Below are 22,549 nucleotides of genomic sequence, written 5' to 3'. Positions count from 1 at the left end.
GTTGCATTCATATAAATATAAATTCATCATGAAACGATTGTTACTGCTTGCCCTATTTTGTGTTTTAGGAGTTGTACAATTACATGCTCAAAACTCCAGACACGATAACCCTCTTATGGCCGATCCTACGATTTTCTATCATAATGGTATCTATTATTTATATGGTACCGGACCGGGGGCACATGGATTTAAAGTGTTTACATCTACCGATAAAGTGCACTGGGAGGATAAGGGGATGGTATTAAAACCTGGTGAAAGTTATGGAGAGAAAAACTTCTGGGCCCCTCAGATATTTCAGTATAAAGGAAAGTTTTATATGGCCTATACCGCAAGTGAACATATTGCCATTGCAGAAGCAGATAGCCCGTTGGGCCCGTTTACACAAAAAGTGCTCCGACCAGTAGATAGCTCTCAGCGAATGATTGATCCTTTTATACTTATTGATGGAGGAAAGATTTATATGTATCATGTTCGCTTGGAAAATGCTAATCGCATTTTTGTAGGAGAGTTAACAGAGGATTTGTCCACCCTGAAACACGAAACTTTAAAAGAATGTATCTATCCTGAAGCTAATACGTGGGAAGATGTTGAAAATAAAAAGTGGAAAGTAACGGAAGGACCTACTGTAATAAAACATAAAGGAGTGTATTATTTGCTGTATTCAGGAAATGATTTCAGAAGTCCTGATTATGCTGTGGGATATGCAACAGCTACAAATCCTGTGGGGCCATGGAAAAAATATGAAGGTAATCCTATCATATCGAGGAAAGATATAGGTTTAAATGGTCCCGGACATGGTGATGTTTTAATAGATAAGGATGGAAAGATGTATTACGTTTTGCACGTTCATTATAGTGATACATCCATCGGTCCCAGAAAAACAGCCATTGTTGATATTCGCTTTAAAAAGGTGGCCAAAGGACCTGATGTAATTGAAGCTGATTTTTCTACATTTCGCTTGTTGAAGAAATAAGTATTTCGGATGAGTAAGAAAGCTGTATTTAAAATGATAGAAGCCGTATGAGATATCTTTTAGTATTATTGGCAGCAGGTATGCTGACGTTGGGATGCAATTCAGGAAGAACTGCTAAACATATAAGGACATTCACCAATCCTTTATTGCCTAGAGGGGCCGATCCTTATTGTTTTTATAAAAATGGTTATTACTACTATACGCATACCACAGGGCACAATTTAGTTTTATGGAAAACTAAGGATATAACTGATTTAGCAAATGCTGAAAAAACGGTGGTATGGGAGCCTCCACCCAATACTATGTATTCGCATAGCATCTGGGCGCCGCAAATCCATTTTATAAATGGTAAATGGTACATGTATTTTGCTGCAGACAATGGTAATAACTATAACCATCGTATGTATGTGATCGAGAATGCATCAGCAGATCCTTTGGAAGGTGAATGGGTATTTAAAGGTAAAGTAGCTGATGCTACCAATAAATGGGCTATAGATGCGGATGTATTCGAACATAAGGGGAGTTTATATATGGTTTGGTCCGGATGGGAAGGCGATGAAAATGGACAACAAAATCTTTATATAGCACGAATGAAGAATCCATGGACTATAGAAAGTGAACGTGTGAAAATATCCAGCCCGGAATATGAGTGGGAAAAGCATGGCGATGTAAAGAATGAGAACGTGGGTCAGGTTTATGTTAATGAGGGGCCTCAGTATTTAAGGCATAAGGATAAAATCTTTATCGTGTATTCGGCAAGTGGATGTTGGACGGATTACTACACTTTGGGCATGTTATCTATAGATGCTGATGCTGATTTACTCAACCCAGCCAATTGGAAAAAACACCCAGAGCCTGTATTTAAAGCCGCTCCCGAAAATGGTGTATATGGCGCAGGGCATAATTCGTTTTTCAAATCTCCGGATGGTAAAGAAGATTGGATTTTGTACCATGCCAATCCTGAACCGGGGTTAGGATGCGGACGTCATAGGTCTCCACGGGCACAGAAGTTTACTTGGAATGAAGACGGTACTCCTAATTTTGGCAAGCCATTGAGCACTAAGACAGTACTACAAGTACCATCAGAATAAATAAAAAATCCATCCTTTTTGGGGATGGATTTTTTTTATGCAATTGTAGCTTATTAAAGTTCTCTAATCTTAATGTTGCGGAACCAAACATTGTTCCCGTGATCCTGCAAACCAATGCGGCCTACTTTGTAAGTGCCAAATTCAGGAATGCCTTTAAATTTGCTGTTTGCCACTAGATTGCGCCAGTTCTCATCCCATAATGTTGTACTTACAACATGTTGATCATTCAGATAAATATCCAGCTTGCCATTCACACAACGGATGAGGTATTGATTCCACTCTAAAGGAGGATTTGCTGCCTTTGTTTTGGCTGGAATCAGGTCGTATAAATCTCCGGCTTGATGCTTATATACTCTTCCGTCAGGATGCCCTTCGTTGTCTACAATCTGAATTTCTGGTCCTGTATACCACATGTATTTGAAGCGGTCCTTGTTTTCATGAACATAGATGCAGATGCCGCTGTTGCCGTTTTTATCAATCTTCCAGTCCAGCTTCAGCTCAAAGTTTTTGTATTCCTTATCAGTGACAATATCACCTCCCGTCTTGGGAGTGCCATCTTTAGTAGCGTCCAGATACAAAGTACCATTGGCTACTTTCCAAGCTGTGCCAATTGTTTTGGAGCCGTAGGCATGCCATCCGTCGGTTGATACACCGTCGAAAAGCAATTGCCATCCGGCAGCTTTTTCTTCTGGAGTTAATGTGTTATGCACTACTTCCGGAGCGGGCTTTGGTGCCGGTGTTTCTTCTTTAGGCTCAGGAGTAGTGGTTGGAGCCTGGGCTACGGGTGCCGGTTGTTCGGCAGTAGTAGGTGTTCCTGTATTAGTACGTGGCGCGCAAGAATACACTGCAATGGCAGATAATACAATTGCGGCACCGGTTTTTATTTTTTTCATTTTTTTAAAATTAAATATTTTAAAATTATCTGCTAAACCGATTTTGTAAACTTATATAAGAAAAGCAAAACACCTAGAGCGGGCGTTTTGCTTTTTTATCTATTTTTTCAACAGTAGAATGTACTCTACCATTTGTTTCGCTTCTTCTTCAGATACATTCGGATGAGGTGTCATGGGCACTTCTCCCCATACGCCAGAACCTCCTTCTATCACCTTTTTTGCTAATTTAGTAATAGTAGCATCGTCAGCTCCTGCATATTTATTAGCTACATCACGATAAGCAGGACCGGTAAGTTTTTCATCAATTTTATGACAGGTAGGACATTGATATTTTCCTGTGAGCTCCAGCCCCTTTTGATATACGGGATTTGACGAAAGATCATTAGATGCGGTGCTTTCACCGGAGCTAGGGGTATCGGATTTTTTATCACCATCACCACCTCCGCACGCTGCAATAAAGAATAACACGGATAGCGAAACTAAAATTTTCTTCATATTAAAATATTTATGCTTGAGTATTATAAAACGCTTTACAATAAGCCAATAATTTTCTTATTGAAATCGGCATCGTTGGTAGTTGCTGCAAAGTCATCAAAAGCTTTGTCAGTAACACGTATGATATGGTCTTTGATAAATGCTGCACCTTCACGGGCACCATCTTCTGGATGTTTCAGGCAGCATTCCCATTCCATTACAGCCCAACCTTTGTAATCGTATTGGGTGAGTTTGGAGAATATCGTTTTGAAGTCTACCTGACCATCGCCCGGGCTACGATAACGTCCCGCTCTATTGAGCCAGCTCTGATATCCACCAAAAGTTCCTTGTTTTCCTGTTGGATTAAATTCTGCATCTTTTACATGGAACGCTTTGATACGTTCGTGATAGAAATCGATGTATTGAATATAATCCAGGCACTGTAATACGAAGTGGGAAGGATCGTATAACAAGCACGCTCTTGGATGATTGTTCACCTTTTCCAAAAACATCTCGTAGGTCTGTCCATCGAAGAGGTCTTCGCCCGGATGTATTTCGTAACACACGTCCACGCCACATTCGTCAAAGTAGTTGAGGATTGGCAACCATCTTCTGGCTAATTCTTTAAAGCCTTCTTCTACTAATCCGACCGGTCTTTGAGGCCATGGATGGAATGTGTGCCATAATAATGAACCGCTAAATGTGGCATGAGCATTTAATCCCAGATTCTGAGAAGCTTTAGCTGCGTATTTTAATTGCTGAATGGCCCATTCGGTTCTGGCTTTGGGATTACCTCTTAATTCAGCTGGAGCGAATGCGTCAAAAAGATCGTCATATGCCGGATGTACGGCTACCAGCTGGCCTTGCAAGTGCGTGGATAATTCCGAAATTTCCAGTCCACAGGCAGCAACAATGCCTTTGATTTCATCGGCATAGGTAGTGCTTTCTGCGGCAAGCTTTAAGTCAAATATTTTGGGATCGTTAGTTGGAATTTGTACTGCGATGAATCCTTTTTCGGCCGCCCACAGACAAATCGATTCCAGGTTATTGAAGGGAGGATTTTCTCCCAGAAACTGGGCTAAGAAGATACCCGGACCTTTTATCGTAGTCATATTCTAAAGTTTTATTCAGGCTATAAATCTATAAAAATATTCTTACAAAAACGGCAGATTACAATTTTCTTTATGATAGTAACCCTAGGTTGAAGGTCACCTACAAAACGATAAAACATGAAGTTTATTGTATGTAGTAAACATTATTCGGTATCGATGATTTGATTCCTCAAAAGATCTTCGAATACATCTCTTTTTCGAATCAAACGGGGCTTTCCGCTTTCCACCAATACTTCGGCAGGTTTGAAACGTGAGTTATAATTGGAAGACATTTCAAATCCATAAGCGCCTGCATTACGAAATACCAGCAAATCGCCTTCTCGCACTTCGGGTAGAGGACGCGACCATGCGAAAGTATCAGTTTCGCAAATATTCCCCGTAACGGTATATTCTTTTATAGCACCCTGCGGATTGGTAATGTTTTCTATGCGATGATAGGCGTCATAGAACATCGGTCGTATTAAATGATTAAAACCGCTATTAACGCCAGCAAAAGTAGTAGTAGCTGTTTCTTTCAGTACATTTACTTTGGTGATAAAGTAGCCGCATTCACTTACTAGAAATTTGCCGGGCTCAAACCATATCTGCAGATGACGAGTGCGCTCATGAGCTTCAAAAGCCTGCAATACCTTTACTGCTAGTTCTTCAATATTCAGATATGGGTCATCTTCTTTGTAAGCTACTTTAAAGCCACCGCCTAAATCTACCGATTTCAAATGCGGAAAATGAGGAATAATGTCAAACAGTACTGCTATGCCTTTCAGGAATATATCCGCATCTTTGATATCGCTGCCTGTATGAATATGCAGATTAGTAAGTTGAATATCGTATTGTTGTACGACGGCTTTTAATAAATCTAATTGCTCTACCGGAATGCCGAATTTACTTTTATCATGACCAGTAGAAATTTTGAGATGTCCTCCGGCCAGAATGTTAGGTCTTAATCGTACCCCCACGGGATAGCTGTTACCGAATTTTTTGCCGAATTTTTCCAAATTCGATAAGCTGTCGATATTGATAATGACACCCAACGATTGAGCTTCTTCTATTTCCTCAAAGCCAATGCCGTTGCTCGTATATAATATATTTTTAGGCTCGAAGCCTGCGTATAAAGCCAATTTTACTTCATTGATAGAACTGCAGTCGATGTTACAACCCTCATTCTTTAATACTTTTAATATGTTGATATTGGTGAGGGCCTTACATGCATAAAAAAAACGGACTTTGTCAGTATTAAAAGCTGTTATAAGTCTTTTATACTGTTCTTTTATCTTATCCGCATCGTATACATATACTGGCGTACCGTATTCGTTTGCTATTTGTTGTAATAATGCTGTACTTAATTCTGTAGCCATGATTTTAGATATAAAAAAAGCAGTAAAAGATACTGCCTGAACAATTAATTATATAAGAAGAACACTATAAAGGATTTTTATCTTGAAGCATCATCTTCTACATCGTCCTCTTCCTCATCTTCATCAATATTCTCTTCTGAGTTATCGGCATCATCATCATTGTTTCCTTCACGATGCGCTTCGTTATCGGCCTCTTCTACCTCGTTTAAATCATCATCAGCTGCTTGGGGTGAAGGACTTTCGGCTGCGATGGCTTCGGTAGATGCGGTGTGCTCTTGGCTTTCTTCTGCCGATGTATTTCTTGCATCATGCTCGTTACCATCCTGCGTAGTGGCTTCAATCAGTTCTCCGTTTTCGGAAACTACCAGCGGAGCTCCATCTTCAGATGGTATATCGCTTTCTCCTTCGGTAGTTTGCTGACCGTTTACTACAGTAGGTTCTACAATCTGATCGGCTAGCACTTCTTTTATTTTGGGCAGTTCTTCAGGCGAGTTGATACCGAAATAATCCATGAAGGATTTTGAGGTAGAATACACCAGCGGATGTCCCGGCAGGTTTTCATTGCGACCGCTTATGACAATAAGTTCTTTCTCCAGCAATTTCTGAATAGCATAATCCGCACTTACGCCACGAATGGCCTCAATTTCCCCTTTGGTTACGGGCTGTTTATAGGCAATAATTGCCAATGTTTCCAAAGCCGCACCTGACAAACGTTTCATGAATTTATCACCATTCAGCTGTGCAATGGTTTTGTGATACTCCTTTTTCGTGAGGAACTGCCAGCCACCACCGCTTTGTACTACATGAAACGGGTAAAAATCGGAGTCGTATTTCTCCTTTATTCCTTCAATTGCCGACTCCACTTGATCTAGTGTGATTTTGTCTTCCATGAAGCCAAAAGCATTGTTGAGCAAGTCGGTAATTTCCAAAGCCGCAAGGGGCTTATCGCTTGCAAAAATCAAGGCTTCAATATGCGGAATCAGTTCGGCAATTTCCATGTGCAGGTGTGGATTTATGATTTGAGCAATAACACCTAATCTTTTGATGATTATCCTTGCAATGCAGCGGCACCGCTCACGATTTCTGTAAGCTCGGTTGTAATAGCTGCTTGTCTTGCACGGTTGTACGACAGTTTTAATGAACGCAGCATCTCGTTAGCGTTTTCGCTTGCTTTATCCATTGATGTCATACGTGCTCCGTGTTCAGAAGCGTGAGAGTCTAATACCGCTTTAAATAATTGCGTATTCAAGATTTTGGGCATCAGTTCTGTAATCAATTCTGCCTTGTTCGGTTCAAAGATGAAATCGGCTTTCACTGCGCCCTGAGTGTTTTCAGCTTTGGGAATAGGCAAGAATCTTTCTACAGTAAAGATTTGGGTGGCCGCGTTCTTAAACTGGCTGTAAACAATTTCAATGACGTCGAACTGTTTTTGTTTATAAGCATCCATTGCGGCCTGTGATATCTTCTGCACATTTTCAAAGCTCAGATTCAGGAAGATATCTTTATAAGTATCGTTTGTATTATAGCCCTGTTTTGTTAAGGCTTCGTAACCTTTTTTACCTAAGTTCCAGATCGTCACATTACCTTTCGCAAACTGTGCCTGATATTTTTCGTTTATTACCGATTTGGCCAGCTTCACTACATTAGAGTTAAAGGCGCCCGCAAGACCACGATCACTGGTAATTACAATCAGTAATACTTTTTCGATGGGTCTTTCCTGTGCCAAAGCCATTTCAGTGTCTCCATCGCTACTGCTTACGATGGTGCTGAGCATACTTTGTAATTTCTGCGCATAAGGACGCATTTGCACAATAGCATCTTGTGCACGACGAAACTTGGCAGCGCTTACCATTTTCATAGCTTTGGTAATCTGCTGCATACTTTGTACAGATGATATACGATTGCGAACTTCTTTTAACTGGCCTGCCATTCTTTAAAAACTTTGGTTTTTAGGGCGCAAAAGTACGTGCAAAACGTCAATTTTCAATATATAAATAAAATATGTGGAAAAGCTTTATGTTTATGGGTATCAGCCCAAACGGATACGTCGTGCCATAGCCATCACACAGCCTATAACGAGAAAGATTACACCTGCCCATACCAGATTGATATAGGGGAACTTATAGGCTTTCAGCGTGAGATATTCCAGTACACTGCTCGACTCTTTTACTCCTACCGTAATACCGTTCTGGTCTGCATCATTGAGCTGCAATACCAGACTTTGCGCCATAATCGTATCCTGTGACTGGAACAGTACCTGACCACCCCCCTTAATCAATAGCAGGTCGGCCTGATACGAAGGACCATTAAGCTCCTGAACTTTTACAGTAGCAGTATATCCCGTATCGGTTTTAGCAAAGCCTTCTACGGGTAAATTGTCTTTGGCAGCTACTTTTTCTATCAGCATGTACCCGCGACTGTAAAAAACAGTGTCCCCAACAGTTACCCGATGTGGCCTAAAACTAGCCGTGTCATCCAGCTCATTGGGTTTGTAAAATGATGATACATAAGTAAATACGTCGTGGTTCCAGTAGTGTTTACTGGAAGGATTCGCCATTAGGCCCTCATTGCCTTTGTAATTTACGAAAGCATTGGGCAACAATGTGAATTCCTCATTGTGTTTTTTGGATTTGAAATGTATTTTGAAGAAGGTCTGTTGTTTTTTGGGATGGGACGAATCGCCTACGTAGGTTACCATGTAATCACCCATTTGCATGGGAATGCCTTTTACGAGGGTGAGATTTTCTCCGGTTTTTTCCTTACTGCCCTCGCCGAATGGTACGGCAATACCGCTGGTATTCCAAGAAAGAATTTCTTTTTTGGAAGATGAAATAATCATTCCTACCAGCATTAGAGCAAATCCGAAATGCGCTACGGCGCCACCGCTGTTTTTCAGATTGCCCTTAAAACCTACCCAGATGTAGGCGGCATTGGCAATAGTGGCATATACGGTAGCTACCAGCGCCAGCCATATATTAATCAGGAATCCCATACCATGCTTATCGTAATTGATATTGCCAAAGGCCAGAATCAGTCCGGCAACGATGGCACTGATAAGGGTAGGAATACCTATTTTCTTTATTAGGAACTTTCCACTGGTACTTTTGTACTTTAGGTATTGAGTAATAGCCGTTAAAATACCAATTACAAATGCTACCAGCACCTGAATTTTATTGTAGTGAAATTCGTCGTTTTCTCCCGGTGCAGCATTAGCGTTGAAAAGTTTATTAAACACAGGTAACGAAGTCTGGAAAATGATAATAATGGCCGACAAGAAAAATATAATGGAGCCAATAAACATCCAGAACTCCCTTGAAGAAACACTTTCTTCTTTTGCCACAGTGGGCACCTGTTTGTTCAGTAATACTATGAAAGTGATAATTCCTGAAAGAATTACATACAGGGGGAAGCCCGGTATATATTCCGCAAGAAAATAGGTTGCGAGCGATAAAGCTGCTGTTACTCCGGTAATGATAAGCCGCTGTTTATTGGTTGTTGCGGCGAAAAAGGCGGTTATCCACACAAATACGATGAGGAATAAGAACAGCTGTCCGTTCATGCCTATGTCGGCAAAAGCGTGTACGGAAGAATCGCCTAACACGCCACTTTTGGTGAGGAAGGTGGAATAAATAATAAACAGAAAGGATAACGCCAGAAATATAAAAGACGAACGGAGCGAGTATCCAGTGTGTTTATAAATAAGCAAGGTGTGCAGCCCCGATACCATAATCATCCAAGGAACCAGCGAGGCATTTTCAACTGGATCCCATGCCCAATATCCTCCAAAGTTGAGCGATTCGTAAGCCCATTTGGCTCCCATCATAATTCCCAAGCCCAAAAAGGCAATAGAAAATAAGGTCCAAGGGATTGCACGACTTACCCATCCTTTGATATCGCGGGTCCATAAGCCGGCCATGGCGAAGGCAAAGGGGATAAGAGTAGAGGCAAATCCCAAAAATAGCACGGGCGGGTGTATGACCATCCAATAGTTTTGTAATAGCGGGTTTAGGTCGTTCCCATCGGTAATCATGGACAGATAATCCGGACGGATAGGCTTGGTTACATCAAAATCGACGTGCATGGCTGGAGCTTCGTCCAGCAGGCCTGAATCTCTGAGTAGGATAAAGGGATTGGAGCCGATTTTTACTCCAAAAACATAAATTCCCACTACCATGGTGGCTAAAAAAAACTGGGCAAAGCTGAGAATGGACATAACTGGAGCTTCCCATTGTTTCTCGCGTTTGATAACAATTAGCCCCAATACACAGTGCCAGAACGCCCATAGTAGCGTACTTCCTTCCTGTCCCTCCCAGAAGGCGCTCATGATGTATTTGAACTCCAGCGAGAGGCTGGTATGTTGCCAGGCGTATTTATACTCGAAAAGATGATGATATAGGATATGAAATAACGCGGCGAATATTGCCAGAATGGCTACAGCTTCGGTATAAAAAGCCCATCGTCCCAGTTTCAGCCAACCTGACTTTTCTTCCGGTGCAGCATGAACAGCTTTAAAATACGCAAATGCTGCCACCAGCGAAGCTACCAATGAAACTAAGATGAAAAAATGCCCTGCCTGCCCCGGCAAAAGGTGCTCGCCAATGTATTCCATAAATAATATTACTGTTGTTTAGTAGTTACTATACTGTTAGATGGAGGAACGTTGTAAGAAGTAGTTCTCTGTTCTTGCGGTATATGTTTTGAAGGGTCTTCGTCTTTGTATTTGCTGGGGCATTTGGTTTGAATGCTCTGGCAAATAAATTTCCCATCTTCGTATTTCCCTTTTAATACCAATCTTTCACTCAGTTCAAAGTTTTCGGGTTTGGGGTTGTGATAGATCACCTGCACTTTCTCTCCTAAGCTATCTACAGCAGTAAAGGCTAAGTAATTAGGGTTTTTGATAGCATCGTACTCCAATGGCTCGGATTTATCCCATTTAGCCATCAGATGCACATATTTTCCTGGTTTGGCTTTTGCAGTTGCCACAGAGTCGTAAGTAGTGGTAGTTTGTAAAAAACTTGCTAATACAGCAATAGCAACGGCAGTCAGCACCAGTAAAATAATGTGGATTTTCTTCATGCTATCAAAATTTTTGCAAAATTAAGGCAAATAGCCTGTGTTCGGTACTTTAACAAAGAACCGCAGCAATTGTTTTGAAAAACAGGGATATTATTTTAACTACCTAAAAAGTAGTTATAGCTTCTCTAAGAAGCAGTTGGGTAAGGGGTGTGTGGGGGTGAGAACTAAGCTGAGGCCGTAATATTTGCAGCAAAAAATCCTCTAGGACCTTTTTGAACCTCAAAACTTACATTTAGGCCTACTTTTAACTCAATAGAGGAGGCATTGATATGTGCAAAAAAGCTTTCCTGGGTTTTTAGGTCCCTGATAAAGCCGTATCCCTTGGCAGGATCAAAATAAGACACAACCCCTTTTCTGACAGTATCAGTAGGTTGTAGAGCATTGCTGTTGGCCACAGTGGGCGGAATAGAATCGATATCGGCGGGAGGGCGTTTGTCGGGTGGAGTATCGGTAAGATTACCGTTTTCGTCTACATAGGCGAGCATTTCATCAAGGCCTTTGCCTTTTTTAGAATTTTCTTTGCGTTCCTGTCTTTTTTCCTCTTTTTGTTGTTTTGCATTTCGTTTTTTCTGTTCACGTTCTCTTTTGTTCCAGCCGGCCATTTTTATAAATTAAGATTAGAAAATATGGAATTATCATCGAATTTGATATACTACTTTGCTACACTCAGCTTCGTAAAAACGGACCCGTGAAACAAACGTGACCATTCGATGTTTTTATCTTTCTTCCATTTGTCGATATTTTTTGCAACTACTAAACGCCAAAAGTTTTTTGCTTTTAGCTCGCTGTAGTCATTATGCGAAATAAAAATACCGGTTACAGTAGCTCTGTTCTTAAAATGTATATTTACGACGGTACTAGCCTTCGTATTTGCATTGAGGAATTTTTCTATTGAATTTATCTCCATGTGATGATTTTAGATGAGTATTTACTGGAACCGGTAAAGGCCGGTATTACCAGCGGCTGCTTACATAACTGCGCTTTTCTTCTCTGGGTTTAGCTTCCATAACTTTTATGGAGCGTCCTTCCAGCATGGTGCCGTTAAGATCTTTAATGGCTTTGAGCGCATCTTCGTCAGCCATTTCCACAAAACCAAAACCTCTGCTTTGATTGGTAAATTTGTCTGTAATAACACGTGCAGATGCTACACGGCCGTAGCTTGAAAATAGTTCGGTAAGGTCTTCTGTTGTAAGACTGTAGCCCAGATTGGACACAAAAATGTTCATTGTAAAATATTTAAAAAATTAAAAACGATTTGAGAACGGCAAACTTGTAAAACTGATCAGATAGGAAAAAGAGAAGCTTACAACTGAGCAATCACTCAAATTAACTTATGGCGAAGATAGGGGTATTTGCTCACTCAGCACTGATATATTTTCATTATATCGTTTCTTTAACAATCCCTATCTGCAGATATTGAATAAATAAGCATACCTTCATGAGGAGGAACCCCTCTTCTCAGCGTTCAAAAATTTTTGCATGAAATCTTTACACTCTTTAACAGATCCCATCTATGTTCCTAAAACATTAAATTGGTATGATCGTTTCTGGATGCGCTATCTTAAGGAAGAGCGCGATTTGCCTTTTATTTATTTGCTTACTAAGATTCATCTTACAGTAGTGCCTATAGTCATTTTGTTGTTTACACCTTTGCTTACAGGTTGGATATGGTGGATGGTGGCAGTGGGATATTTCTATTTAGCTCAGTTTTATTTTAAAGGTCGTTACGGGCTAATGTTTCATTGCCTTTGTCACCGTAAAATTTTCAAACCTGCCTATCAGAATACCTTTCATTTTTATATCACATGGTTTGTGGGACCATTATTTGGTCATGCTCCAGAAGGCTACTACAGTCATCATTTGGGAATGCATCACGTAGAGAATAATAATGAAGAAGATACAAGCAGCACAATGCATTATCAGCGAGATAGCTTTAAAAGTTTTCTGGCTTACTTTTTTAATTTTTTGCTATTAGGGTTTAAGGAAACTTTTCAATATCTGTACCGGCGTAAGAGAAAAAAGCTTTATACAAGATTTTCTGTGGGTGAGTGGACGTACATTGCCTTTTGTATTGTAATGTGCTTTTTCTTTTTAAAAGCTACTCTAATAGTATTTGTGCTTCCTCTGATGTTTGCCCGTTTTGTAATGATGCTGGGTAACTGGACACAACATTCATTTATTGAGCATTCCGATCCTGAAGATATATACACTAACTCTATAAATTGTATAAACACTGTGTATAATCACGCATGCTGGAACGATGGCTATCATATCATTCATCATTTACGCCCTGGTATGCATTATACTGAAATGCCCGGAGAATTTTGGAGGCGGAGGGATGAGTTTGCCAGCAAAAAAGCTATCGTCTTCGACGGAATTCATTATCTACATGTATTTTATTATCTGATGACAAAACAATATAATAAGCTGGCCGATAACCTAGTAAACATTAATGGTATGTTTGAGAGTAGAGAAGAGGCTATTGTACTTATGAAAGAGCGTACAAGACGGTTAAGATGAGATATAGGAGAGATGTAATTCTTTAGTGAAGTGGTTTCAACACATGCAAGCTATAAAGTAGTTTCTATATAAATAAATTCAATTGTTTATTAAGCAATACTTTTCAAGCTTGAATGATTATTGTGATAACATTCTACTTTGAAAAGCTTCGTAACCTTAGAGGATACAATAGTATTCTCATTTTATCATAATACATAATATTGGAAATTTCATTTTGAAATACACTGGGGTAGGCTTTTATTTTGGATGGATGTCTATAAATATTTTATATAATCATTTTAGATTCAGTGGTGGATTATTATAGTTGCTATTTTGTATTTAGGATACATACATGAATATATTTCTTCATTATTATACTTCAGTAAAATATTTGAATATACATTGCTTTTACAGCAACTAGCGTAACTGTATTGAAGTTTTCTATTTTTATAAGGCTAAGATTTAATAAAGTTTCAGAGCTTATAAATCTTAATTGAATGACTGCCTATATGCTAGTGGTGATAATTGGGTCTTTGCTTTGAATAACTTATTAAACGAGGAGGGATGCTCGAACCCTAGTTCGTATGCTATTTCACTAATAGTCAAGTGACTGCTTGAGATTAATATTTTTGCTTTTTCAATCAGTACGTTGTGAATATGTTGTTGTGCATTTTGCCCGGTATGTGTACGCAGCATGTCACTCAAATAGCTGGGAGAAATATGAAGATGATCCGCAAGGTATTGCACGGTGGGTATGCCATGTAATAGTGGTTTTCCGCTATGAAAATATTCATCCAACAAGCCTTCTAGTTTTTCTAGTAGCGTACTATTAATTCGCTTTCTTGTAATGAACTGACGCTTGTAAAATCGGTTGCTGTAGTTCAGCATTGTTTCAATTTGAGAAACAATAATATCTTGGCTAAAATCATCAATAGAGCTTTTTAATTCCTCCTTAATATTGATAAAAAGAGGAATAATCGTACTCTTTTCTTTATCGGAAAGATGTAGGGCTTCATTTACGGAGTAAGAAAAAAATCCATATTGTTTAATTTTTGTAGCCAAAGGATAGCCCGCTAAAAAATCTGGATGGAATAATAAAGTAAAACCGGTATGATCATGATTGTCGTCTCCCTTTGAACTAATTTGATTGGGGGCTTTAAACAACATGCCCCCTTCATCAAAGTCGTAATAGCCCTGCCCATATTTTATCTTACCACTTAGTTTCATTTTATAGGATATTTTATAAAAATCGAGAACAAAGGTTTCTGGCATTTGATGTAGCGGTACTGCGGCACCGTTGTTCTCAACCAAGCTTATCAATGGATGCACGGGCTTGGGAAGTCCCACAGTTCGATGTAATTCGGTAAGGGAAGAGAAGCGGTGTGGACTATTTGGTTTCTTCTTCATATTAGCCATGAGCGGATTTACTGTAAGCTAATAATTATTTATTTAACATACTCATAAACTTCTCCGGATAGCGCTCGCCCGCTACCATATTGGGTGGTATTATGGCATTTATACTTTGCAATTCTTCCCAGGTGAGCTGAATATTTGCTGCTGCAATATTTTCTTCCAGATATTTAATGCGCTTGGTGCCTGGAATTGTGATGATGTCATTTCCTTGGGCAAGAACCCACGCAATAGCTAATTGGGAAGGCGTACAGCCTTTTTTGTTAGCTAATATTTTTATTCTATCTACCAATTCTAGGTTTTTATAAAAGTTTTCTCCTTGAAAGCGGGGCATAAATCTGCGATGATCTTCGATGTCTTCAGGTTTTTTTATGGTGCCGCTTAAAAAACCTCGACTGAGCGGAGAGTATGCTACAAGGCCTATTCCTAGCTCTCTTATAGTAGGCAAAGTTTCAGCTTCAATATCGCGTGTCCAGAGAGAATACTCTGTTTGCACTGCAGTTATCGGGTGTATGCGAGCCGCTTTGCGAATGGTTGTTGCTGATACCTCTGAAAGCCCAAGGTGACGGACAATACCCTTAGCGACAAGATCGGCCATGGCACCTACAGATTCTTCAATGGGGACAGTAGGATCCACTCTCGCTAGCGTATATAAATCAATGTAATCAGTCTTAAGCCGTTGTAAACTATTCATTACTGCATTGTGGATATAGTCCGGGCGACCATTTACTCGGCTATACCCTGAGGGAGACATCATCATACCTGTTTTTACAGAAAGGAATGCTTGCTTTCTTATCCCCGAAATAGCTTCTCCTATAAGCATTTCGTTGTGGCCAGCATGATAGAAATCAGCCGTATCTAGAAAATTATGTCCCAGTTCTAGAGCTCTTTTTATTGTGGCAATGGCATCTGCCTCATTGCTTTGTCCATAAACGCCGGACATGCCCATGCAGCCTAATCCTACTGCGGATACGAGGGGGCCGTTTGTTCCAAGTTGTCTTTTCATGTGTTTTAATTTTTATAGAACAAAGGTGCGACAGGGGGGCACGTAAGAATTAGTCTAATTCCCTATTTGCTTAGTTAGATTGAAGACTAAGGTTGGTAAATTAATACATACCACATAATGATGAGGGACATTAAAACAACAGTTGACAACAACGTTCTCAATGCAAATCTTACGCATTCATTCGGTTACATGAAGTGAAGAGCAAAATTGGAGGCATCTAAGCTGACGTTGAATCTAGGAAAATAAAGTTTACCTTCATGACATTTGGATCTCATTTTAGAATTGAAAATATAATCCTACGTTGTGCTTGCCAATTTAATCCATATGGCGCCATGATTTTTGAGATTTGATTGCATTTTAATAAATTGAGTGGCATTAGAGTAGAATATAACATTGCCCATACTCAAAAATGAGTGTCGCTTATGAGTGGGAAAAATGCTTATGCAATAGAATTGCGAGAATAGTTGCGGTTTATTGGAGGAGAACTTTAATTCAGGACATTTGACTATTCGCTGAATTATTTACTGCTCTCGGGATTAATGCCTCAATGGTCATTTGTATCGCAAAGACATTGCATTATTTTTTCGTGTCTTTTTCGTCAACTTAACTTCGGATATAGTTTTGGAATAGTGTTGTAGATAGCAACTTGGCAATGAGGTACTCTAGTGATAGCAAAACTAATGGAACAAATGCACTGTATCAATGCTAGAGAATAAAGCCGCTAACTTCTTTGGCTTTAGTCTTGATGACCTAGCTTTCTTACCTATTCCGATAATTAAGTTTTATGCAATTTAACTGTTTTGAGATTGAACAGAAGTTTGAAATTTTCTATAAAAATTTAAGCGTAAAGACCTAATGTCTAAGTCTCTTATTTTATATATGAGCGAGGGGATTTAATTACTAAACAAGAGCTTTCACGTATTTGCAAGATAGAACCTCGTATCATCCCTGACAATATAGTGCCAGAGGTATGAGCGCTCACTCATAAAGACCAAGTAGCTAGAGCAGTATTTATTTACCCCCCCCAATAACTTAACCCCAAAGCCTTTCGAATTGCATGGGAAACTGTGGTAATACTGAATGGTTGAAAAAAAAACTCAATGATTTTAAGGCAAGTTATGCCATTTTTCTAAACACTGATACCGATATTCATTTATATACGGACGTGTAGGAATTCGTAACATTTGGTACAACATTGGTAATAATTTATTTTATAGCTCCCAGTAGTCGATTTGTTATACTATACTTTATTCAAGGCTTTCAGTTCAAATAGGGTGTCATTACCTGGATGCAGTTCAGGATGTATAGGCTCCTTACAATCTTAAGATAAGCAAATAAAAAACTCTTTCACAGCAACCACAATTGACATCAAAGCATCAGATCTGAACCGTCTGAACTCACTAATGTGCTCGAAAATAAATTGAGGAAAGTAGTTATTTCAAATATTGCTAAACTATCATTAGATGAAGGTGTGATCATGTTGTTATCGGATGATTAGACTGACAGAAGCATATTGTTAACACTGCACTCACAAGGAGGGTAAGATAAATACTAACATGAGTTGGCCTTGACTTTAAGACAAACAAAGTTCGATGCTTTTGTAGCAAAAATTTTTGTCAAATGACTATATGCAGATAATCAGTATCTGGTCGCACGAAATCCATATGCCTCGTCGAAACTTTATTCAAATGCTATATATGCATTATCAGAGGAAATGCAGGCTTGGGGGAACTAGTGTAAGTAATTATGTACTGGGTCGAACATTTTGGAGGCTGATGCTATTGAAGAGATGTTGAAAATCTTGTAAGCTTAAATTTAAAGTAGCCCCGAACTATCTTCAAAGAAAAATTTAAGAAAGTATGAAGCAATGGGGATACTGACCTAACCATTCATACTGTTCGTCCATCATCCTAGAGGCACTTAATGGGATCAAAGTGCTATGTAAAAATATACAATCCACTTCCCTAACTCGTTTAATAGCTTTTTATCAAGCTAATTAAGATAAGGCAGTAAATAGGTTTATACTTTAGATGAGTGTGTCTTAAATACCGTATACAAATGTTTAAAAAATGCCCAGATGCTCAAAATTAAAACTATATAATATATTCAGTGTATATGCAATATGGGATGATCTTTGGGCAAGAAAGTTTAATGGGTATTGAATTAGTATTACTCTTGCCTGTGTGTATATTTGTGTCTATTATTTATAGTATAAATTTGATAAATTCAATCTTTTTAATAACAACAAATACCAATGATCGCTATTCATAATTCCGGAAATTTTGCGCCAAGATGGATTGCATATTGTGAAGCAAATAATATTTCTTATAAGCTGGTCAACTGTTTCGACAATAATATTGTAAAACAATTGGAAGGATGCAAAGCATTAATGTGGCATCATCATCACAATAGTTACAAAGATGTTATCGCTGCAAAGAGAATTCTATCTGCTCTTCAGCATGCAGGGATAAAAGTATTTCCGGATTTTAATACGGGTTGGCATTTTGATGATAAGGTCGCGCAAAAATACTTGCTTGAAGCAATCGGTGCGCCCCTTGTGCCAAGTTATGTATTTTATGATAAAAAAGAAGCTATCGAATGGGCTAATAAAACAACCTATCCAAAAGTATTTAAGTTAAAAGGAGGGGCTGGTTCTGCCAACGTGAAATTGGTGAGAACAAAATCGGAATGTATCAAGCTCATCAATAAAGCCTTTGGCAAAGGCTTTAAACAATTTGATGGAATGGCATATTTTTTAGACAGCATTAAGAAATACAAATCTGGTACTAAATCATTAAAACAAGTAGTAAAATCTTTTGGAAGAATGCTCATCTCAACAGATTATGCTAAAAATATGCCTCCGGAAAGAGGCTATGCCTACTTTCAAGAGTTTATACCTAATAATGACGGTGATTATAGAATTATAGTTATTGGACAAAAGTATGCATATGGAATGAAACGTTTAAATAGAAAGAATGACTTCCGTGCTTCAGGTAGTTCAAGTTTTCTATATGAGAAGCTACCTGATAGTATGTTAGAAGTTGCTTTTGATGTTGCTAAAACATTAAAATTACAGTCTGCTGCGTTTGATTTTATTAGAGATGAAGATAATAAACCATTGATTATTGAAATGAGTTATGCTTTTGGAACTACTGGGTCAAGTAAATGTAAAGGATATTGGACAGATGACTTACAATTTCATCCCGGATCATTCAATCCCTACGGATGGATGGTTCAAAATCTTTACGACTCTATTATTGAATAGAAACACCATTAATAGTCATTTCACGTACTTAAGTTTTCCCTGAACTTCATCAACAGATACTAACCTTACTAAGTAAAGTATCAGTTTGTGGGAGCACTGTACAAATTTTAAAGTTTACTCCGTGTGACAGTTGTCTTTTTACTATAGATCTTACGAATTGATCTATGTATCCTAGAGAGAGTTTAAACTCAGCTTTTGCATTAGAATAAGTACATCTCGCTGTTGGAAATACTATATCATATTTACAAAAATCTAGAGAGGGGGGAAAGCTGGAGGATATAGTATTACTAGAGGCCGTATATGCAAAAACCTTACAATAAGCTGTGTGTAATTTTTATGGAAGTTACCAATTGCAGGATCTAAATGAACATACATTACGTGTGAATGTATTTCATAATATAGCAATTCTATTGAGTTTATATGTAAATAAAAACCGCCTCTAAATTAGAGACGGTTTTTATTATTAATAATGATTCCTTATTCTATTCGGGTGATTTTAATGGTATTGGTCGGTAATTTCAAACGCACCGGGGTACTTCCTGTACTTACTGCTATATCACCGTTTTTTAGGTAACCTTTTTTCTTAAGTATCGCGATTTGATCAGAGAAAATGGTATCCAGATCTCTGTTTTCATCGTCATATAAGAAGGCACGTATACCCCATCCTAAACTCATCTGATTAATCAGACCCTCATGTTTGGTAAATACATATAAAGGTACTTTGGGGCGGTAGCTGCTCAGCATAAAGCCAGTGTAGCCGCTCTGTGTCATACCTATCAATGCATTAGCCGATACATCCTTGGCTAGATTACATGCATTGTAACAAATGGCGTCACTGGTAAGAGTAGGAGAATGGGGTTGTGGTTGTAGTACTTCATCTAAGTCGTAATTGTACTCAGCGCGCTCAATTTCCAGTATGATTTTGCGCATGGTTTCTACTACCAGTGTAGGATGTTTACCGGTGGCGGTTTCGCCGCTCAGCATCACCGCATCTGCGCCTTCCAGTACGGCATTGGCAACATCAGTAATCTCACTACGGTTCGGTTTGGTACGGTCGATCATGCTTTCCATCATTTGAGTAGCCACAATTACTGGCTTAGCACGATGGATACATTTTTTAATAATTGTTTTTTGAATCAGCGGAACTTTTTCTACAGGAAGTTCCACCCCAAGATCCCCACGGGCAATCATCACACCATCGGAAGCATTGATGATGTCGCGGATGTTAGGAATTGCCTCCGGCATTTCGATTTTTGCAATGATCTTGGTTTTGCAATTATTTTTATTGAGGATCTTTCTCAGTTTTTTGATGTCGTCTACTCGACGAACAAATGAAAGCGCAACCCAGCAAAGTTGTTCTTTCATAATGAATTTCAGATCCTCCAAGTCTTTCTTCGTAAGCGCGGGTAATGATATCTGTGTATCCGGCAGGTTGACACCCTTTTTGGAGGAAATATAGCCTCCCAGTATTACTTCTACCTCCACATCATTATTCGGCAGAATTTTGGTGACGATTACTTCCAGTTTGCCATCGTCGATCATTATTTTGTTTCCAACTTTTACATCCTTATGGAAGTTAGGGTAGTGGATGTAGAGCTTTTTGTTATTGCCGATGATTTTTTGATTGGTAAATAAGAATTTGTCGCCGGGCTTTACAGACATGCCGCCACCTTCGATCTCACCTACTCTTAGTTTAGGACCTTGTAAGTCTCCTAAAATAGCTACGTGCGTTTTCTCTTTTCTGTTGATTTCTCTGATGTACTCAATAATCTGTTTCTTTTCCTCATGTGTGCCATGAGAAAAATTCAAACGGAACACATTCACGCCTGCACGTACCAGGTCACGCAGTTTTTCGTAAGTGTTGCAGGCCGGTCCTACGGTTGCAACAATCTTGGTTCTACAAAAAGTATCATCTGCGTTTCCCGAGGTAGTTTTCTTTGCTGCTGTTTTTTTTGCCATGATTAGTTTATATGTTTAAAATGGGCTGTAATTGCCGAATATCTTTATTAAAGATAAGTTCTAATAGAGTCTTTCAGCACTTCTTTCGTGTTAAAAAGCTTAAGAGCTGCATCTTGCAGCTCTTAAGCAATAGGATGGATTATTCCCAACCTAAAATTGTTGAGAATACGAATTCTTCAGGATTCTTCACGTATTGTTTTGCAGCTTCGATATCATCTTTGGTGAGATATTGAAGATTGTCTTCCAGAACCATCTTGGTTTTGGGGTCTTCAATATTTACCAGTCGGGTTTTTACCTTACCGTTTTCGCCAGTTACATCTTTCAGGAATAACGGAGCAATTTCACCTTTATTGTTTACGGTAACCACACAGCCTGTAAGACCTTGGTCAAACAGCTTCTTTACCCCGGTACCTAGTTGAGTACAGTATTGTAAGTCAAATGCCGCTGGAGGTAAGCATCTTAATTCATAACCTAGCTCTACCGGACGGCATTTGATGTCCAGACCCAACTCTTTCAGCTTATTTTGTAACAATACATTATAGATATGAGCCTTACTTACGTTACCCAGTTCGGGGTGTCCATGTGCGTCGTAAGTAAATTGGATGCCGCTTGATTTGATCACATCATCACTCATGAAGTGGAAAATGCCTTCACTTACGATTGCGGCACCATAGTTAATGCCCAATATTTTTCTTTTCAGAATCGCAGAAATAATCAGCCTGATGATGTTGTCGAAGTTTAGTTCTGCCTTATTGAACATTTCAGGCATTACAATCATAGGCAGATGGCAGGATGCGCCAATGCTAAAAGCTAAGTGTCCTGCTTCACGTCCCATTGCAGAAATCACAAACCAGTTAGCAGATGTTTTTGCATCTTCATACACGGTTTTGGTGATTCTTACACCTTCTTCGGTAGCACTCTGATAACCAAAAGTGGGTTGACCATCAGGCAGTGGAAGGTCATTGTCGATAGTTTTGGGAACGTGGATATTTTGTATAGGGAAATTATTCTTTGTTAAGAAATTAGAAATTCTGTTAGCCGTAGAAGCGGTATCATCACCCCCAATGGTAACCAGCAGTTTTACATTGTTGTTAACGAAGAAATCGGTTTTGAATTCATCGTCTTTGGGTTTGTAGCGACTCATACGCAGCACGGAGCCTCCGCGAGTCAGAATAGTGTCGGCCAACTCAAAATCAATATCAACGGTGGATGCTTTACCTGTGAAAAGATTTTTGTAGCCATCGTGCAGGCCTATCACCTTGTATCCACTTTTCAGAAAAATCTTCGAAACAGAACTGATAACAGTGTTAATACCCGGAGCCGGACCGCCGGCAGCTAAAATTAAAATACTTTCTTGCATAATTTGGTAATTATTAAAAATAATAAGCTCCAAATATATTAAATTTTACTTTGTGTGAATAAAACACTATAAATGT

The 22,549-nt window shown here is 39.1% G+C and carries 19 protein-coding genes; 4 read left to right on the top strand and 15 right to left on the bottom strand.

Features of this window, described 5'->3' with window-relative positions; translation table 11 throughout:
- Positions 1-28: 28 nt before the first annotated feature.
- Together PIECOFPK_RS13220 and PIECOFPK_RS13215 are read left to right on the top strand one after the other, a co-directional pair.
- A complete protein-coding gene (locus PIECOFPK_RS13220; RefSeq protein ID WP_409966103.1) occupies positions 29-973 on the top strand; it encodes a glycoside hydrolase family 43 protein in 945 nt (314 codons plus the stop codon).
- 47 nt (positions 974-1,020) lie between these two features.
- A complete protein-coding gene (locus PIECOFPK_RS13215) occupies positions 1,021-2,064 on the top strand; it encodes a glycoside hydrolase family 43 protein (protein WP_330973802.1) in 1,044 nt (347 codons plus the stop codon).
- A gap of 53 nt (positions 2,065-2,117) precedes the next feature.
- On the opposite strand, the gene PIECOFPK_RS13210 is transcribed toward PIECOFPK_RS13215, so the two are convergent.
- The 11 genes from PIECOFPK_RS13210 to PIECOFPK_RS13160 form a co-directional block, all read right to left on the bottom strand.
- Positions 2,118-2,957, bottom strand: a complete 840-nt coding sequence (locus tag PIECOFPK_RS13210) for a family 16 glycoside hydrolase (protein ID WP_409966102.1) — start codon at positions 2,955-2,957, stop codon at positions 2,118-2,120.
- 99 nt (positions 2,958-3,056) lie between these two features.
- On the bottom strand, positions 3,057-3,452 hold the full coding sequence (locus PIECOFPK_RS13205) for a c-type cytochrome (protein ID WP_330973804.1): 396 nt from the start codon (positions 3,450-3,452) through the stop codon (positions 3,057-3,059).
- Positions 3,453-3,487: 35 nt separating this feature from the next.
- Positions 3,488-4,543 (bottom strand): sugar phosphate isomerase/epimerase family protein, encoded by a 1,056-nt coding sequence (locus PIECOFPK_RS13200; protein WP_330973805.1) that lies wholly within the window; start codon positions 4,541-4,543, stop codon positions 3,488-3,490.
- Positions 4,544-4,686: 143 nt separating this feature from the next.
- Positions 4,687-5,898, bottom strand: coding sequence for a diaminopimelate decarboxylase (gene lysA, locus PIECOFPK_RS13195; protein WP_330973806.1), 1,212 nt, complete (start codon positions 5,896-5,898; stop codon positions 4,687-4,689).
- A gap of 77 nt (positions 5,899-5,975) precedes the next feature.
- Positions 5,976-6,896: an SMC-Scp complex subunit ScpB gene (gene scpB, locus PIECOFPK_RS13190; protein ID WP_330973807.1), complete on the bottom strand. Its 921-nt coding sequence runs from the start codon at positions 6,894-6,896 to the stop codon at positions 5,976-5,978.
- A 50-nt stretch (positions 6,897-6,946) separates the two neighbouring features.
- Positions 6,947-7,828 carry an ATP synthase F1 subunit gamma gene (gene atpG, locus PIECOFPK_RS13185; RefSeq protein ID WP_409966101.1) on the bottom strand — a complete coding sequence of 294 codons (882 nt, stop codon included), beginning with the start codon at positions 7,826-7,828 and terminating at the stop codon, positions 6,947-6,949.
- Positions 7,829-7,927: 99 nt separating this feature from the next.
- Positions 7,928-10,507, bottom strand: a complete 2,580-nt coding sequence (gene ccsA / locus PIECOFPK_RS13180) for a cytochrome c biogenesis protein CcsA (protein ID WP_330973809.1) — start codon at positions 10,505-10,507, stop codon at positions 7,928-7,930.
- An 8-nt stretch (positions 10,508-10,515) separates the two neighbouring features.
- Positions 10,516-10,974: a cytochrome c maturation protein CcmE gene (locus tag PIECOFPK_RS13175; protein WP_409966100.1), complete on the bottom strand. Its 459-nt coding sequence runs from the start codon at positions 10,972-10,974 to the stop codon at positions 10,516-10,518.
- Positions 10,975-11,138: 164 nt separating this feature from the next.
- Positions 11,139-11,576, bottom strand: coding sequence for a cold-shock protein (locus PIECOFPK_RS13170; protein ID WP_330973811.1), 438 nt, complete (start codon positions 11,574-11,576; stop codon positions 11,139-11,141).
- A 50-nt stretch (positions 11,577-11,626) separates the two neighbouring features.
- A complete protein-coding gene (locus PIECOFPK_RS13165; RefSeq protein ID WP_330973812.1) occupies positions 11,627-11,881 on the bottom strand; it encodes a short-chain dehydrogenase in 255 nt (84 codons plus the stop codon).
- A 46-nt stretch (positions 11,882-11,927) separates the two neighbouring features.
- Complete coding sequence (locus PIECOFPK_RS13160; protein WP_330973813.1) at positions 11,928-12,200, bottom strand: RNA recognition motif domain-containing protein; 273 nt, start codon at positions 12,198-12,200, stop codon at positions 11,928-11,930.
- 253 nt (positions 12,201-12,453) lie between these two features.
- On the opposite strand from PIECOFPK_RS13160, the gene PIECOFPK_RS13155 reads away from it, so the two are divergent.
- Positions 12,454-13,494, top strand: a complete 1,041-nt coding sequence (locus tag PIECOFPK_RS13155; RefSeq protein WP_409966099.1) for a fatty acid desaturase family protein — start codon at positions 12,454-12,456, stop codon at positions 13,492-13,494.
- 468 nt (positions 13,495-13,962) lie between these two features.
- Here the strand turns inward: PIECOFPK_RS13155 and PIECOFPK_RS13150 are convergent, their stop codons facing one another.
- Together PIECOFPK_RS13150 and PIECOFPK_RS13145 are read right to left on the bottom strand one after the other, a co-directional pair.
- The gene (locus PIECOFPK_RS13150; protein WP_409966098.1) at positions 13,963-14,880 is read right to left on the bottom strand and encodes a helix-turn-helix domain-containing protein; all 918 of its coding nucleotides are present in this window, start codon (positions 14,878-14,880) and stop codon (positions 13,963-13,965) included.
- Positions 14,881-14,914: 34 nt separating this feature from the next.
- Complete coding sequence (locus PIECOFPK_RS13145) at positions 14,915-15,889, bottom strand: aldo/keto reductase (RefSeq protein ID WP_409966097.1); 975 nt, start codon at positions 15,887-15,889, stop codon at positions 14,915-14,917.
- A 2,254-nt stretch (positions 15,890-18,143) separates the two neighbouring features.
- Between PIECOFPK_RS13145 and PIECOFPK_RS13140 the strand changes: the two genes are divergently transcribed.
- Positions 18,144-19,154 carry a RimK family alpha-L-glutamate ligase gene (locus PIECOFPK_RS13140; RefSeq protein WP_409966096.1) on the top strand — a complete coding sequence of 337 codons (1,011 nt, stop codon included), beginning with the start codon at positions 18,144-18,146 and terminating at the stop codon, positions 19,152-19,154.
- 477 nt (positions 19,155-19,631) lie between these two features.
- Here the strand turns inward: PIECOFPK_RS13140 and pyk are convergent, their stop codons facing one another.
- Both pyk and PIECOFPK_RS13130 read right to left on the bottom strand, forming a co-directional pair.
- Positions 19,632-21,113, bottom strand: a complete 1,482-nt coding sequence (gene pyk / locus PIECOFPK_RS13135; RefSeq protein WP_409966095.1) for a pyruvate kinase — start codon at positions 21,111-21,113, stop codon at positions 19,632-19,634.
- 139 nt (positions 21,114-21,252) lie between these two features.
- Positions 21,253-22,473, bottom strand: coding sequence for a 6-phosphofructokinase (locus PIECOFPK_RS13130; RefSeq protein ID WP_330973819.1), 1,221 nt, complete (start codon positions 22,471-22,473; stop codon positions 21,253-21,255).
- Between the last annotated feature and the right edge of the window lie 76 nt (positions 22,474-22,549).

The organism is Chitinophagaceae bacterium C216, from assembly GCA_028485475.2.
GTDB lineage: Bacteria > Bacteroidota > Bacteroidia > Chitinophagales > Chitinophagaceae > Niabella > Niabella composti.
Note: the sequence above shows the minus strand (reverse complement) of the source record. Positions and strands in the feature narration are given on the sequence as shown.